Below are 14050 nucleotides of genomic sequence, written 5' to 3'. Positions count from 1 at the left end.
GTCGCCCCCTCGAGAGGCCGAGTGGAGGTTCTGCGCAGTGGGCAACCCGGCATGGATGCCGGGTTAGCCGCGCACGGCCAAGGATGGCCGATCGCGGCGGGCCCACGGAGCAGGACCGGAGCGAGGGCATGCCGAGCCTAGGCGAGGCACCGAACGAAAGGGGCAAAAGCGCTTGGTTACTTGGCGCTTTTCCAAGTAACCCGCTGTAAGAGCGGAACCAATAGAAGCCATCACCGCAGCAACGGATATACACACGCCCCTAAAACAATACCTATCAACGAGCACCCTGTGGCTTATACCCCAACCGCAAACCACCCCAATGCCGCCCCTTGAGCATGATCGGCACCGAAAGATCGTGCATCAACTCCCCCGTGTCCCGCGTATAGGTTTGCAACAAAACAGCCTGTTGATGACTGCCACAACGAATCCCGGTGCGGTCGGCAAATTTGCGTTTGGTGCGGTTTTGCAGCGTATCGACCTGCGCATCACCAGTCAGTGGCTGACTGAAAACCTTGTTATGGGTCGGCACATAACCTTGCTGCGTGCAGGCGATGGCAAACACCAGGCCTTCATGGCGCGGCAGCAACGGTTCCTGAATCGCCGGCAAAACCTTATCGGTGTAGCGGTCGAAACGGGTCTGGTACTTGGCCGGACTGGTGTCAGGAATGGCCTGATAACTGCGGTCGAACAAGTCATCGAGACTGACAAGACCCTGGTCGATATCCGCCTCAAAGCGTGCCGTAATCTGACGCGCACCTTCGCGGGCCAGGTCATAAATCCGCTGGTGATAGTCATCCAGTCCGACCTCGGCCAGACGCTCGCTGATGGTTTCGGCCTGACCTTCCATTTGCACCGCGGCTTGCGCCAGACGCTGAGTCTGTTGATCGCTGATCGCCAGATCGCTGCGCATCTGTTCGATGGCGTGAAACAGGCTGTCGAGTTGTTCGCGGTTGGTGTCGGCGCCCTTGGCAATATCGCCGACCTGACTTTCGACGCCAGCCGCCAGGCGGGCAATATTTTCCAGGTGCTGGCCGGTGTGCTCGACCTGCTGGACACCGATGTCAAGGTCGCTGGACAGCTGCCGGATCTGCTCCACCACTTGCGCGGTGCGTTGCTGGATATCAGCGACCATCTCGCCGACTTCGCCTGTCGCCGTCGCTGTGCGCGCAGCCAGGCCGCGAACCTCGTCGGCGACGACTGCGAACCCGCGACCATGCTCCCCGGCCCGGGCCGCTTCGATGGCCGCGTTCAATGCCAGCAGATTGGTCTGGCTGGCAATGGACTGGATCACCAGCGTGACCCGCTGGATATCGTCGCTGCGCAGGCTCAGGGCTTCGATCAGCTCACGACTGTTGCTCGCGCGCTGACTGAGTTGATGCATGCGGGTGATGGATTCGACCAGCTCCGTGCGCCCTGCCGCGCTGCTCTGATGCGCTTCGCTGGCGGCACTGAGGGCCGTTCGACTGAGTGTCGAGGTGGCTTGTTCGGTGGCGATCATCACTTCAGCGTTGCTGACAATCTGTGCCGCGGCACCGAGTTGCGATTGCAGTTTGTCGGCCAGTTGCTTGACCGAAAAGGCCACGCCGGCGGCCGACAAGGCGTTATGACTGGTGGTGTAGGAAAGATCGCGAGTCAGTTCGGCGATGGCGCTGGAGTTGTCGGCAGATGGTTCTAAGGGAATGGCACGAGAACGGAGCCGAGGAAGCCAGATAATCAGGACGGCCAACGGCAAGCCAACGTAAAGCGGCCAGCCACCCAGCGTCATGCCGCACAGCAAGAGCATCAGGGCGATGCTTTGCAGCGTCGGCGTCAGCCAGCGGGTCTTCGGTGCAAACACTGGTGCAGGCAATGCCCCAACCAGAGATCCGTCTCTCGTCATCTTCGTCACCCCATGCGTCTTCTAATTGTTGTGACTGCATTAAACGCCACTAGAGGGCCATTATCCATGGTCCATTAGTAGTGGTCGTTGCAGCAGATCAATAGAAGTGCGCGAGGTTTTTCGCAGACGAAAAAAAGCATCGCGGGCAAGCCTTGCTCCTTCAGGAGTGAGGCTTGCCCGCGATGCGGGGCGCTACGAAATCAGGCCTGACGCTGGTGCTTGTCGATCTGTTCGTGACGCTCTTGCGCTTCGATGCAGTACTTGGTGGTCGGGCTGATCAGCAGACGCTTCAGGCCAATGGCCTCGCCGCTGTCGTCGCACCAGCCGAAGCTGTCTTCCTTGATGCGCTCCAGCGCCTGTTCCAACTGAGGCAGCATGCGCTGGTCGCGATCGATCGCGTTCACCAGCCAGGTGCGCTCTTCTTCGACAGAAGCTGCGTCAGCCGGATCGGCCGGGGTGTCCAGGCTTTCGATGGCGATGCGATTCTGTTCGATGCGCTCATGGGTTTCGACTTTCATGTTCTGCAACAGCTCAGAGAAAAAAGCATGTTGCTCGGCATTCATGTAGTCATCCGCCGGCATGGCCAGCAACTTGTCCTTTGTCATTGATATCTCTATAAAAAAACGTGCATTAAGGCGAATTAGGGAGCGTTCCGGCGGACCTGGTCTGGCCATCGGAAAGGCGCCGTTTATTCCAAGCGCCACCCGGCACTCAATTTACGAGGGGCGGCAGTCTAAGGCCGACTTGAGGCCTCAGCAACTGAAAAGACAGCGAATTTGTCCGACAAAGCCCCGAAAGTGCTCTATGTCAGCCTTTACGGTGGTTATCGGAGTGCGTTTATAGCAAGAAATTCAACCGAGCGGCTGTATATAGAAGACAAATGGCCTCAACGGTGGTGTTTACCGAGCACATTTGCAGGGCAATGAACCTCAGCTAAGGTTGTCCTCCCGAAATGGCAAATCTTGAGGAGAGGTTCAATGAAGCTGATCGGCATGCTGGATTCGCCCTACGTGCGACGCGTTGCCATTTCCGCCAAACGCCTGGGCATCGACCTCGATCATCAGTCGGTTTCGGTGTTTCGGCACTTCGAGCAGTTCCAGCAGATCAACCCGGTGGTCAAGGCGCCGACGCTGGTGCTGGATGATGGCGAGGTGTTGATCGACTCGACGTTGATCATCGATTACCTGGAGGCACTGGCCGGACCGGGTAACAGCCTGATGCCAGAGGACCTGAACCAACGCCTGCGTTCGTTGCGCTTGATCGGCCTGGCATTGGCAGCCTGCGAGAAGTCGGTGCAGCTTTATTACGAACGCAACCTGCGGCCCGCGGAAATTCAGTTCGAACCGTGGGTGGAACGGGTCGAGGGGCAATTGGCGGCCGCGTATTCGGCACTGGAACGGGAGCTGGAACTGCGACCGTTGAAGACTGACGGTTCGATTGATCAGGACGGGATTACATTGGCGGTGGCCTGGAGCTTTACCCGTCTGGTGGTGCCGGATCAGGTGGATGCCTGGCAGTTTCCGCTGATCAGTGCGTTTACCGACTATGCCGAGGGGCTTGAGGCGTTTGTGAGTACACCGATTGAATAGTGTTGCACCTGACAGCAGGAGAACGCGGTCTACTGTAGGAGCGAGCCTGCTCGCGATTTTTTATGCATTGCAGATGAGCTACTTGCGCTTGTAGCTCTTGTTGCCGCTGGGTGTCAGGCAATACACCCCGCCTCGTGGGCCGGTGCAAAACGAACCTGAGCCGCAGGTGCAACCATCGGAGCTCTGCAATAAGGTTTGCGGGCGAGCCTGGCTTGAATCGCCATAAAGTGCCGAGCAGCTTTTCTTCGAGGCGCTGATAGAGCCGTCATTACACAGGAACAGGTCGCCATCACAACGATCGATACCGCCCTTCTTCCCCGAACACGGAGTGTTTCCCGCCAAGGCACTCCCGCTGATGACACACAGCAACAACACAACAATCGACATCCCGCCACGGCGAATCAAAGTGCGCACAGTCGAACTCCCTTTCAAGGTTATGGCCAGATGATATCAACGTTCCGGGCCGTCCCATGAGCCACATGAAAGTTAATTTAAAAAGTCGCCGGCATTTCTTGGCAGAATGCCCACACACTTGCCTTGAACTGACTATCAGGTCCGCCCTATGACCCGCATCTTGACCATCGAAGACGACGCCGTGACCGCCCGGGAGATCGTCGCCGAACTGAGCAGCCACGGCCTCGACGTGGATTGGGTCGACAATGGCCGTGAAGGTCTGGAGCGCGCGGTCAACGGCAACTATGACTTGATTACCCTCGACCGCATGTTGCCCGAGCTCGATGGCCTGGCGATCGTCACGACGCTGCGGACCATGGGCGTGGCGACGCCGATCCTGATGATCAGCGCCCTCTCCGATGTCGATGAACGCGTGCGCGGTTTGCGTGCCGGCGGTGACGATTACCTGACCAAACCGTTTGCCACCGATGAAATGGCCGCCCGTGTCGAAGTGCTGCTGCGCCGGCAAAACACCGTGACCGCCCAGGCCACCACGCTGCGGGTCGCGGACCTGGAACTGAACCTGATCAGCCACGAAGCCAGCCGCGACGGCCAGTTGCTGACGCTGTTGCCCACCGAGTACAAGTTGCTGGAATTCCTGATGCGCAATACCGGGCAGATTCTGTCGCGGATGATGATTTTCGAAGAGGTCTGGGGTTATCACTTTGACCCCGGCACCAACCTGATCGACGTGCACATCGGCCGCCTGCGCAAGAAGATCGACCCGCCCGGCAATGTCCCACTGATTCGGACCGTGCGAGGCTCGGGTTATGTCATTGCCGAACCCCTCTAAAGGCTGGCGCTCTTCCAGCAGCCGGTTGCTGGCGCTCTACAGTTCGCTGTTCGTGCTCTGGAGCGGGATTCTCATGGGGGTCATGTACTACGAGGTGTCCGCCTACCTGGACAACCTGGCCAAGCATTCGCTGATGCAACGTCAGCATTTGTTTTCGCGTTTTTCCGGCGAGCAACTGCTGGACGCCCTCGCCGTCAGCATGACTTTCGATATTCGCGGCATCGACGCCTACGGCCTGTTCGATGCCGAGCATCGCTACCTCAACGGTGCCCTGCGCCACATTCCTAAAGGTTTGCCGCTGGACGGCAAGATCCACATGCTCAGCGACTGCGCCGACTCCGATGACCCGACGCTGCCCGCCGACAGCTGCGACGCCGTGGCAACCCAGACACGGGACGGTCGCTGGCTGATTCTGGTGCGCGACAACGGTTCGCTGTTCGCCGTGACCCGCATCATTCTGCACGCGCTTTTCTGGGGTGTGACCCTGACTATTTTGCCGGGCATCGTCGGATGGCACCTGTTGCGCCGTCGACCGTTGCGACGCATTCGTGGGATTCAGGCCAGCGCCGAAGCGATTGTTGCCGGTGACCTGACCCGACGCTTGCCGCTGTCCAATCGCCGCGACGAACTGGACATGCTCGCCGCCATCGTCAACGCCATGCTCGAACGCATCGAGCGTTTGATGAACGAGGTCAAGGGCGTGTGCGACAACATCGCCCACGACTTGCGCACGCCGCTGACCCGCTTGCGGGCGCAGTTGTACCGCATGCAGCAACAGGCTGGCGAAGGGTCGGCAGAAGCGACGCAACTCGATTCGGTGCTCGCCGAAGCGGATACGCTGATGGCGCGTTTTCGCGGGTTGCTGCGGATCTCCGAGCTGGAGGATCGCCAGCGGCGTTCCGGTTTTGTACAGCTGGATCCGGTGCCGTTGTTGCAGGAGCTGCACGACTTTTATCTGCCGTTGGCGGAAGAAGGCGAACTGACGTTCAAGCTGCAATTGCCTGAATCATTGCCTGCGCTGAATGGCGATCGCGCGCTGTTGTTCGAAGCCGTAGCGAATCTGCTAAGCAACTCGATCAAATTCACACCGTCCGGTGGCGAGGTGGTTTTGCGCGGGATCAATGAGAGTGGGCATACACGGATCGAAGTGCTCGACTCCGGGCCGGGCATTCCTCCCGCCGAACGTGAAGCCGTGTTCCAGCGCTTTTATCGCGCCGAAGGTGGAAATCAACAAAGCGGGTTCGGGCTGGGGCTGTCGATCGTCGCAGCGATTGTCAGCCTGCATGGGTTTACGCTTGAAGTGGGTGAAAGCGAACTGGGTGGGGCGCAGTTGGTGCTGGATTGCCGGCAGAGCCTGATTGCCCAGACTTGACACAGCCCCCCCTGTAGGAGCCGGCTTGCTGGCGATGGCGATTTTGCGGACGCCTTCGCCGGCAAGCCTGGCTCCTACAGGATCGGGGGATGTTCAGGATGTTGGGTTAACGCAAAACCTGTAGGAGCCGGCTTGCTGGCGATGGCGATTTCACGGACGCCATCGCCGGCAAGCCTGGCTCCTACAGAATTGGGGGGATGTTCGAGATGTTGGGTTAACGCAAAACCTGTAGGAGCCGGCTTGCCGGCGATGGCGATTTCACGGACGCCATCGCCAGCAAGCCTGGCTCCTACAGGATCGGGGGATGTTCAGGATGTTGGGTTAACGCAAAACCTGTAGGAGCCGGCTTGCCGGCGATGGCGATCTTGCGGACGCCTTCGCCGGCAAGCCTGGCTCCTACAGGGGATCGGGTTTACACGGGGTAGTTGGCCCGCAGGGCTTGGAGGCCACCCTGGTAAATTCCGGCAAACAACGCCGCCACTTCTTCCTCGGTCACACCGACTGGTGCAAACCGCCCCGACCAGGTCACTCGGGCGCCCTCGCCCTGCGCTTCAACGCGGATCGTCGCCAGGTAATCCGTCGCCGGAAACGGTGCCTGCAAAATCGAGTAGCTATACGTCTTCCCGGCGTTATCAAACGACTCAAGCCGTTCAACCACTACCGCGCCATCGGCGGTCTGCAGACTGCGCACACGCCCGCCTTCGCTCAGTTCGCTTTTAGGAATGAATGGCAGCCAGTCCGGCAGCGAGTTGAAGCCGCCGATCAATTGCCAAACCTTGTCGGCCGAAACCGGGATGTCGATAAACGCTGATGCAGTTGCCATGCAGTCCTCTCTCCTCAATAAAAAAATTCAGATCGCCAGGCTGTCGACGACACCGCCGTCGACTCGAAGGGCGGCACCGGTCGTGGCCGATGACAGCGGTGAAGCGATGTAAGCCACCAGGTTGGCGACTTCCTCGACGTCTGCCACGCGCTGGATGATCGACGTCGGCCGGGCCTTGCGCACGAACGCATCGGCTTCTTCGCGCACACTGCGCCCCGATTCGGCCGTGGCGTCCTTGAGCATTTGCTCCAGGCCATCGGTCAACGTCGGGCCTGGCAGGATCGCATTCACCGTCACGCCAGTGCCCGCCAGCCGTTTGGCCAGGCCATGAGACACCGCGAGGTTGGCGCTTTTGGTCACGCCGTAGTTGAGCATGTCCGCCGGGATCGCAATCCCGGATTCCGAGGACAGGAAAATCACCCGACCCCAGCCCTGCTTGACCATGTCCGGCACGTAATGCCGCGACAGGCGCACACCGGAGATCACGTTGACTTCATAGAATCGCGTCCACTCGCTGTCCGGCGTGTCGAAGAAATCCACCTCGTTAAAGATCCCGAGGTTGTTCACCAAAATGTCCGCTCGCGGCTCGGCAGCGAACAATTGCTCGGCGCCTTCGGCGGTGCCGAGGTCCGCGGTCAGGCCACGCAGTTGCGCGCCCGGCACGCTCTGGCGGATGCTCGCCAGCGCCTGCTCGACCTTGGCCGTCTCGCGGCCGATCACCACCACCGTCGCACCGGACTCGGCCAGTGCCTTGCTGATGCCCAGGCCAATGCCGGCGGTGCTGCCGCTGACGATGGCGAGTTTTCCAGTCAGATCGATCTTCATGTTCAAACTCCTGCGAGGGGTAATGGAGCGCGTTCGGAGACCAGTTTCGCGTCGCGCATGGCTTGCCAGAATGCAGCGGGAATGACGGCTGACAACGCAGCCACATCTTCAACAATCCGGTCCGGACGGCTGGAACCTGGAATCACGGCGGCAACGGCCGGGTTAGCGAGGGAGAACTGCAATGCAGCGGCCTTGATGTCGACGCCGTGAGCCGCCGCGATGCGTTTGATCTGCTCGACTTTATGGATAATCGCCGGGCTGGCCTTCTGGTATTCGAAATGCGCACCGCCGGCCAGAATCCCCGAGCTGTAGGGACCACCGACCACGATCTCGACGTTCTGCGCCAGCGCGGCATCCATCAGGCGTTGCAGGGCACGGTCGTGATCAAGCAGCGTGTAGCGGCCCGCCAGCAGAAAACCGTCCGGCTGGGCTTCGGTCAGGTCGAGGGTCAGTTCACACGGCTCGACCTTGTTCACGCCCAACCCCCATCCTTTGATCACGCCTTCTTCGCGCAAACGGGTCAACACTTTGAACGCGCCGGTGCGGGCCTGGTTGAAGTATTCCAGCCATTGATCACCGTAGAAGTCCTGCGCGATGTCGTGGACCCAAACGATGTCCAGACGATCGGTTTGCAGACGCTTGAGGCTGTCTTCGATGGAACGCATCGTCGCGTCGGCGCTGTAATCGTTGACGATCTTGTTCGCGCGACCGTGTTCGAACACGCCGCTCTTCTCACCCAGATCACGGGCGGCGGCGTCTTCGACTTCATCCAGAATCACCCGCCCGACCTTGCTGCTCAGCACATAATCGTCGCGGTTGTATTGGGACAGCGCGGCGCCCAAGCGAATTTCCGACAGGCCCGAACCGTAAAATGGTGCGGTATCGAAGTAGCGCACGCCGGCATCCCAGGCCGCGTGCACGGTCGCCAGCGCTTCTTCTTCAGGGATGGCGCGGAACATGTTGCCCAATGGGGCAGTACCGAAACCCAGGGTGCCGGGCAGTTTGTCTTTCAAGCTCATGAAAAAATCCTCTCGAATGTCTCGTAAACCTGTAGGAGCCGGCTTGCTGCGGGCGGCGTTCCGACGATGGCGTCCTGTCCGGCACACCGTGTCGCTTCAATCGCCAGCAAGCCGGCTCCTACAAAGAGCGGTGTTTGCTTTACCGTTGAGCCAATCCTAGATTGCGAGGATCGGACCGTACAAGACATAATGCGCAGCACTTTAGTCCCTATAGGTCTGACATGATCGACATCCGTCAATTGCGCTACTTCGTCGCCGTCGCCGAAGAAGAACACGTCGGTCGCGCCGCCGAACGCCTGCACATTTCCCAATCGCCCCTGAGCCGGCAGATCGCCCAGCTTGAGGAACGCCTGGGCCTGACCCTGTTCGAGCGCAGCCAGCAACGCATCCGCCTGACCCGCGACGGCCAGACCTTTCTCGCCGAAACCCGCGCCCTGCTGACCCACGCCAATCGCCTGGAATCCCTCGGCAAACGCCTGGGTCGCGGTGAAGAAGGCGGCCTGTGCATCGGCTACATCGAGAACGCCATGCACGCCGGCGTCTTGCCCAATGCCCTGCGCGTGCTGCGGGTCGACCGGCCGAACGTGCACGTCGCGCTGTACAACCTCAGCTCCGCCGAACAACTCGAAGGCCTGCGTCAGCGTAGTCTCGATATCGCACTGGTCAGCGAACCGCCCGTCGCCGACGATCCGGACCTGCTGGGTTTTCAGGTGCTGGACGACCCAATGCTGCTGGCGCTGCCCGAGCATCATCCGCTGGCCTTGCAAGCGGAACTGACCCCGGCAGATCTGGCCGATCAGGAATGGATCGGCGTGCAACACCGCCAGAACTGCGCGAGTCGCGACGACTTCATCAGCGCCTGCATCCGCGCCGGTTTCACCCCGGACATCCGCATGGAGGCGACTGAGCCCTTCACTGCGCTGGGGCTGGTGGCGTCGGGGTTGGGGATTGCGATGATTCAGAAAGGCTTGAGCCGCAATGCGCCGCCCGGTGTGGTGCTGCGGGAGGTGCCGTGGATTTCATTTACCACGCCGCTGTGGGCAGCGTGGCATCGGGTGAATTTGCGGCCGTTGGTGGAGACGTTCAGGAAGGTGCTGACCGAGCCATAAGCAAGGCGGGATGATCAGGATACCCGTCTGCCAAACGCGACCCATGTAGGAGCCAGGCTTGCTGCGGGCGGCGTTCCGGCGATGGCGATTTCACGAACGCCTTCGCCGGCAAGCCTGGCTCCTACAGAATCGCGGGATGTTCAGGTATGGGGGTTCACACCAAAGCTGTAGGAGCCGGCGTTCCGACGATAGCGATTTCACGGACGCCTTCGCCGGCAAGCCTGGCTCCTACAGAATCGCGGGATGTTCAGGTATGGGGGTTCACACCAAACCTGTAGGAGCCGGCTTGCCGGCGATGGCTATTTCACGGACGCCATCGCCGGCAAGCCAGCTCCTACAGGGATCATCGCAGGCCAAGGTTTGGTGCTTTACTGGAAAGACCCCGCCCCCTGCGAGTAGCCCCGCCATGAACCGCAACGACCTGCGCCGCGTGGACATGAACCTGCTGGTGATTTTCGAAACCCTGATGTTCGAAAAAAACCTGACCCGGGCCGGGGAAAAGCTGTTCCTCGGCCAGCCTGCCGTCAGCGCTTCGCTGGCCAAGTTGCGTGATCTGTTCGATGACCCGCTGCTGGTGCGCAACGGTCGTGTGCTGGAGCCGACCCAGCGCGCGCTGCAGATTCTGAAAGAGTTGCAGCCGGCGATGGACACCATTTCCGGCGCGGTCAGCCGGGCCAAGGATTTCGACCCGGCCACCAGCCGCGACGTGTTCCGCATCGGCCTGTCCGACGACGCCGAGTTCGGTCTGTTTCCGCCGCTGCTCAAGCAGATCCGCGAAGAGGCGCAGAACGTCGTGGTGGTGGTGCGGCGGGTGAATTTCCTGCTGATGTCGTCGATGCTCGCCAGCGGCGAAATTTCCGTCGGGATCAGCTACACCACCGAATTGCCGGCCAACGCCAAGCGCAAAAAACTGCGAGACCTGAGCGTGAAGATCCTGCGCGGCGACAGTCGACCCGGCGTCCTGACACTGGATGATTACTGCGAGCGGCCGCACGCGCTGGTGTCGTTTTCCGGGGACCTGACCGGGGCCATCGACAATGACCTGGCGCGCATCGGCCGGTCACGCCGCGTGGTGTTGGCGGTGCCGCAGTTCGCCGGGCTTCGCGCCTTGCTGGCCGGCACAGACATGCTCGCCACGGTGCCGGATTACGCCGCGTGTGCGCTGATCGAAGGCAGCAGCCAGTTACGCGCCGATGACCCACCGTTTGACATCAACCTGTCCGAACTGTCGATGGTCTGGAACGGGGTCAACGATAACGATCCGGCAGAACGTTGGTTGCGCGCGCGAATTGCCCAACACATGTCGGCGCCACTGCCGGGGGGTTGAGCGAATTGAAATCCGGATCGGTCTCGCGCAGGAAGATCGGCAGGTCCGTCATCGGCGGCATGGCCGGAATGTCGAAGTACATCTGAATCACCCAGCCACGGTGATAACTGGCGTGATTGACCACGTGCAGCAGCATCGCGCCGGCGCTCATGGTCCCGCTTTCGCCCGAGACGAACGTGAACTCCAGGGGTTTATCCAGCGAGGCGTCGGTCTGGCGTTCGCTCCAGTCGCAGTACCAGTGATCGATGTCTTTTTGTGCCATGCGCAGATCGGCGAGATCGGGATGCAGCAGATCGTGCGAAGTCTTGAAGCCGTGCCCCCGGCCTTCGAGGTGGGCCTGCCAGATGCAGTCCACGACGTAGATGTGGTTCAGCGTGCCAATCATGTTCTTGAACACCGAGACCCGTTCTTTGTTGACCTCGCCCGGTGGCAAATCGGCCAGGCTGTCAAAGAGACGCTGATCGGCCCAGCGTTTGTAATCGGCCAGCATGCGGGCTGTGCGTACGTTAATCATCGGAGGTCTCCCATTGCGATGGGCGCACTGCAAAGCATAGTCCTCGTGAGGCGTGGCAGCTCAAACGCTGATCATCGGTCGCCCAGTGCCTGCGTTACCCGCTCGGCCAGCGCCAGGCAACTGGTCAGCCCCGGCGATTCGATGCCGAACAGATTGACCAGCCCGGGCACGCCATGCGTGGCGGGGTCGCTGATGATGAAGTCGGCGGCGGGTTCTGTCGGGCCGGTGATTTTCGGGCGGATGCCGCTGTAGGCCGGTTGCAGGCTGTCATCGGGCAAGACGGGCCAGTAACGCCGGATGGCCTCGTAGAAACCATCGGCACGGCGCGGATCGACGCGGTAATCGACGTGATCAACCCACTCGACATCCGGTCCAAAACGCGCCTGACCACCCAGATCGAGGGTCATGTGCACCCCCAGCCCCGCGCTCTCCGGTGCCGGATAAACCAGGTGCCGGAACGGCGCGCGGCCGCTGAAACTGAAATAGCTGCCCTTGCACAAACGAGCCGTTGGCACGTGCTGCGACGACAGGCCCTCAATGCGGCTCGCCACCTGCGGGGCGGACAACCCGGCGCAATTGATCAACTCGCGGCAGCTCAGGGTCATCGGCTGGACGCCGCCCATCTGCAATTCGAAACCGTGTTCGCTGCATCGGGCCGACATCAATGGCGTATGAAACGCCATCGACGCCCCGGCGGCCTCGGCGTCCGCCTGAAGCGCCAGCATCAGGGCATGGGAATCGACAATCCCGGTGGATGGCGACCAGAGCGCAGCGACGCAAGACAGCGCCGGCTCAAGGTCACGGGCCTGGTTGGCATCCAGCCATTGCAAGTCATCGACACCATTGCGGGCGCCCTGCTCCAACAACTTCTGCAACGCCCCGCGCTGGTCATCATCAGTGGCGACGATGAGCTTGCCCAGTCGCTGATAACCGACGCCACGCTCATCACAAAAGGCGTAAAGGCGCTGTTTGCCCTCCACGCATAATTGCGCCTTGAGGCTGCCGCTCGGGTAATAGATGCCGGCGTGGATCACTTCCGAATTGCGCGAACTGATGCCCACGCCAATGCCCTCGCCGGCTTCGACCAGAATCACTTCGCGCCCGCTGCGGGCCAACGCTCTGGCCACCGCCAGCCCGACCACACCGGCCCCGACCACCACGCATTCGATATCGACACTCACCTGCCCTGCGCTCCTTTTAAACGATCAAAACGTGCCGGGATAACTGCCGCCGTCCAGCAACAGATTTTGCCCTGTCAGGAAACCAGCGTGGGCGCTGCAGATGAATGCGCAATAGGCGCCGAACTCATCGGGCTGGCCAAAGCGCTGGGCCGGAACGTTTTTGCGCCGCTGTGCGCTGATGCTCTCAACGCTGGCACCATTGGCCTCGGCGGCGGCGCTCAGGGTTTTGTGCAGGCGCTCGGTCTCGAACGGGCCGGGCAACAGATTGTTGATCGTGACGTTGTGCCCGGCCAGCCGCGACTGCCGCGCGAGCCCGGCGATAAAACCGGTCAGGCCGCTACGGGCGCCGTTGGACAGGCCCAACACATCGATCGGCGCCTTCACTGCACCGGAGGTGATGTTGACGACGCGCCCAAAACCGCGCTCGGCCATGCCATCGACACAGGCCTTGATCAGCTCGATGGGCGTCAGCATGTTGGCATCCAGCGCCTTCAACCAGTCTTCGCGTTGCCAGTCGCGGAAGTCACCCGGCGGCGGGCCACCGGCGTTATTGATCAGGATGTCCACCTGCGGGCAGGCGGCCAATACTTGTTCGCGGACGGCCGGCTCACTGATGTCGCCGGCCACCGTACGCACTTCGATGCTCGGCGCCAGGCCACGTAATTCTGTGGCGGCAGCTTGCAACGTTTCGTCGCCACGGGCGTTGATCACCAGGTTCACGCCCTCCTTCGCCAAGGCTCGCGCACAGGCCAGCCCCAAGCCTTTGCTGGCGGCGCAGACAATCGCCCAGCGACCCGATATGCCCAATTCCATGACGATGCTCCCGACGGTTCGAAAACCTTAAGTTACCACCGTGCGCCGTCGGGATACCCCAGGGAATCAGGTTTGTTCGGCAATTCAATTGTTCCGGATTATCACGAGTGAATCGCCCAGAACCTCAACCACGACAACCTCACGGTTGAAGTGCTGAGGCTGGAAGCGGCCCGGCGGTTGCTGGAAGAGTCCGAGTGCAATATTGAGCAGATTGCCCAGGGGGGCGGGTTGGGGATGAGGAGCGGATGCGGTTTACGTTTCAGCGCAATTTGGGGGTTCGCCGAGGGAGTATCGGAGGCGGTTTTCGCGGTGATGAGGGAAGTCTGGAGCAAACTTCCTTCGTTCGGATATGG

At 60.9% G+C, this 14050-nt stretch carries 14 protein-coding genes and 1 pseudogene; 6 read left to right on the top strand and 9 right to left on the bottom strand.

From position 1 onward, the window contains the following. Positions 1–274 precede the first annotated feature (274 nt). Positions 275–1498, bottom strand: a complete 1224-nt coding sequence (locus KGA97_RS21950; protein WP_225602348.1) for a methyl-accepting chemotaxis protein — start codon at positions 1496–1498, stop codon at positions 275–277. 581 nt (positions 1499–2079) lie between these two features. Next, positions 2080–2484: a TraR/DksA family transcriptional regulator gene (locus tag KGA97_RS21945; RefSeq protein WP_007907888.1), complete on the bottom strand. Its 405-nt coding sequence runs from the start codon at positions 2482–2484 to the stop codon at positions 2080–2082. 372 nt (positions 2485–2856) lie between these two features. On the opposite strand from KGA97_RS21945, the gene KGA97_RS21940 reads away from it, so the two are divergent. Further along, positions 2857–3468, top strand: coding sequence for a glutathione S-transferase (locus KGA97_RS21940; protein ID WP_008043540.1), 612 nt, complete (start codon positions 2857–2859; stop codon positions 3466–3468). A gap of 78 nt (positions 3469–3546) precedes the next feature. Here KGA97_RS21940 and KGA97_RS21935 read toward each other — a convergent pair whose 3' ends face one another. Beyond that, positions 3547–3882, bottom strand: coding sequence for a hypothetical protein (locus KGA97_RS21935; RefSeq protein ID WP_223481486.1), 336 nt, complete (start codon positions 3880–3882; stop codon positions 3547–3549). A 148-nt stretch (positions 3883–4030) separates the two neighbouring features. Between KGA97_RS21935 and KGA97_RS21930 the strand changes: the two genes are divergently transcribed. Both KGA97_RS21930 and KGA97_RS21925 read left to right on the top strand, forming a co-directional pair. After that, positions 4031–4714, top strand: a complete 684-nt coding sequence (locus tag KGA97_RS21930) for a response regulator transcription factor (protein ID WP_008028105.1) — start codon at positions 4031–4033, stop codon at positions 4712–4714. Beyond that, positions 4692–6086, top strand: coding sequence for a sensor histidine kinase (locus KGA97_RS21925; protein WP_223481485.1), 1395 nt, complete (start codon positions 4692–4694; stop codon positions 6084–6086). The genes KGA97_RS21930 and KGA97_RS21925 overlap by 23 nt, the downstream gene beginning before the upstream one ends. 412 nt (positions 6087–6498) lie before the next feature. On the opposite strand, the gene KGA97_RS21920 is transcribed toward KGA97_RS21925, so the two are convergent. The 3 genes from KGA97_RS21920 to KGA97_RS21910 are packed head-to-tail and all read right to left on the bottom strand — an operon-like array spanning position 6499 to position 8753. Further along, positions 6499–6909 (bottom strand): SRPBCC family protein, encoded by a 411-nt coding sequence (locus KGA97_RS21920; protein ID WP_223481484.1) that lies wholly within the window; start codon positions 6907–6909, stop codon positions 6499–6501. A gap of 27 nt (positions 6910–6936) precedes the next feature. Continuing rightward, on the bottom strand, positions 6937–7734 hold the full coding sequence (locus tag KGA97_RS21915) for an SDR family NAD(P)-dependent oxidoreductase (protein WP_192417519.1): 798 nt from the start codon (positions 7732–7734) through the stop codon (positions 6937–6939). Positions 7735–7736: 2 nt separating this feature from the next. Next, positions 7737–8753, bottom strand: coding sequence for an aldo/keto reductase (locus tag KGA97_RS21910; RefSeq protein WP_223481483.1), 1017 nt, complete (start codon positions 8751–8753; stop codon positions 7737–7739). 221 nt (positions 8754–8974) lie between these two features. Between KGA97_RS21910 and KGA97_RS21905 the strand changes: the two genes are divergently transcribed. Together KGA97_RS21905 and KGA97_RS21900 are read left to right on the top strand one after the other, a co-directional pair. Then, positions 8975–9862 (top strand): LysR substrate-binding domain-containing protein, encoded by an 888-nt coding sequence (locus KGA97_RS21905; protein ID WP_223416416.1) that lies wholly within the window; start codon positions 8975–8977, stop codon positions 9860–9862. 406 nt (positions 9863–10268) lie between these two features. Continuing rightward, positions 10269–11189, top strand: a complete 921-nt coding sequence (locus KGA97_RS21900; protein WP_008043533.1) for a LysR substrate-binding domain-containing protein — start codon at positions 10269–10271, stop codon at positions 11187–11189. Here the strand turns inward: KGA97_RS21900 and KGA97_RS21895 are convergent. From KGA97_RS21895 to KGA97_RS21885, 3 genes are all read right to left on the bottom strand, one after another. Further along, positions 11110–11703 (bottom strand): DinB family protein, encoded by a 594-nt coding sequence (locus KGA97_RS21895; protein ID WP_008043531.1) that lies wholly within the window; start codon positions 11701–11703, stop codon positions 11110–11112. The genes KGA97_RS21900 and KGA97_RS21895 overlap by 80 nt on opposite strands. Before the next feature lie 71 nt (positions 11704–11774). Continuing rightward, positions 11775–12884 carry an NAD(P)/FAD-dependent oxidoreductase gene (locus KGA97_RS21890; RefSeq protein ID WP_223481482.1) on the bottom strand — a complete coding sequence of 370 codons (1110 nt, stop codon included), beginning with the start codon at positions 12882–12884 and terminating at the stop codon, positions 11775–11777. 24 nt (positions 12885–12908) lie between these two features. Further along, a complete protein-coding gene (locus KGA97_RS21885) occupies positions 12909–13697 on the bottom strand; it encodes an SDR family oxidoreductase (protein ID WP_008043517.1) in 789 nt (262 codons plus the stop codon). 144 nt (positions 13698–13841) lie between these two features. On the opposite strand from KGA97_RS21885, the pseudogene KGA97_RS21880 reads away from it, so the two are divergent. Next, positions 13842–14010 (top strand): annotated as a pseudogene (locus KGA97_RS21880) (helix-turn-helix domain-containing protein); the annotation flags it as partial. Positions 14011–14050 lie beyond the last annotated feature (40 nt).

Origin of the sequence: Pseudomonas sp. BF-B-15 (genome assembly GCF_019946675.1) — a bacterium.
Taxonomy (GTDB): Bacteria; Pseudomonadota; Gammaproteobacteria; order Pseudomonadales; family Pseudomonadaceae; genus Aquipseudomonas; species Aquipseudomonas migulae.
The sequence above is the reverse complement of the archived record's forward strand: the minus strand, read 5'-3'. Positions and strand labels throughout refer to the sequence as shown.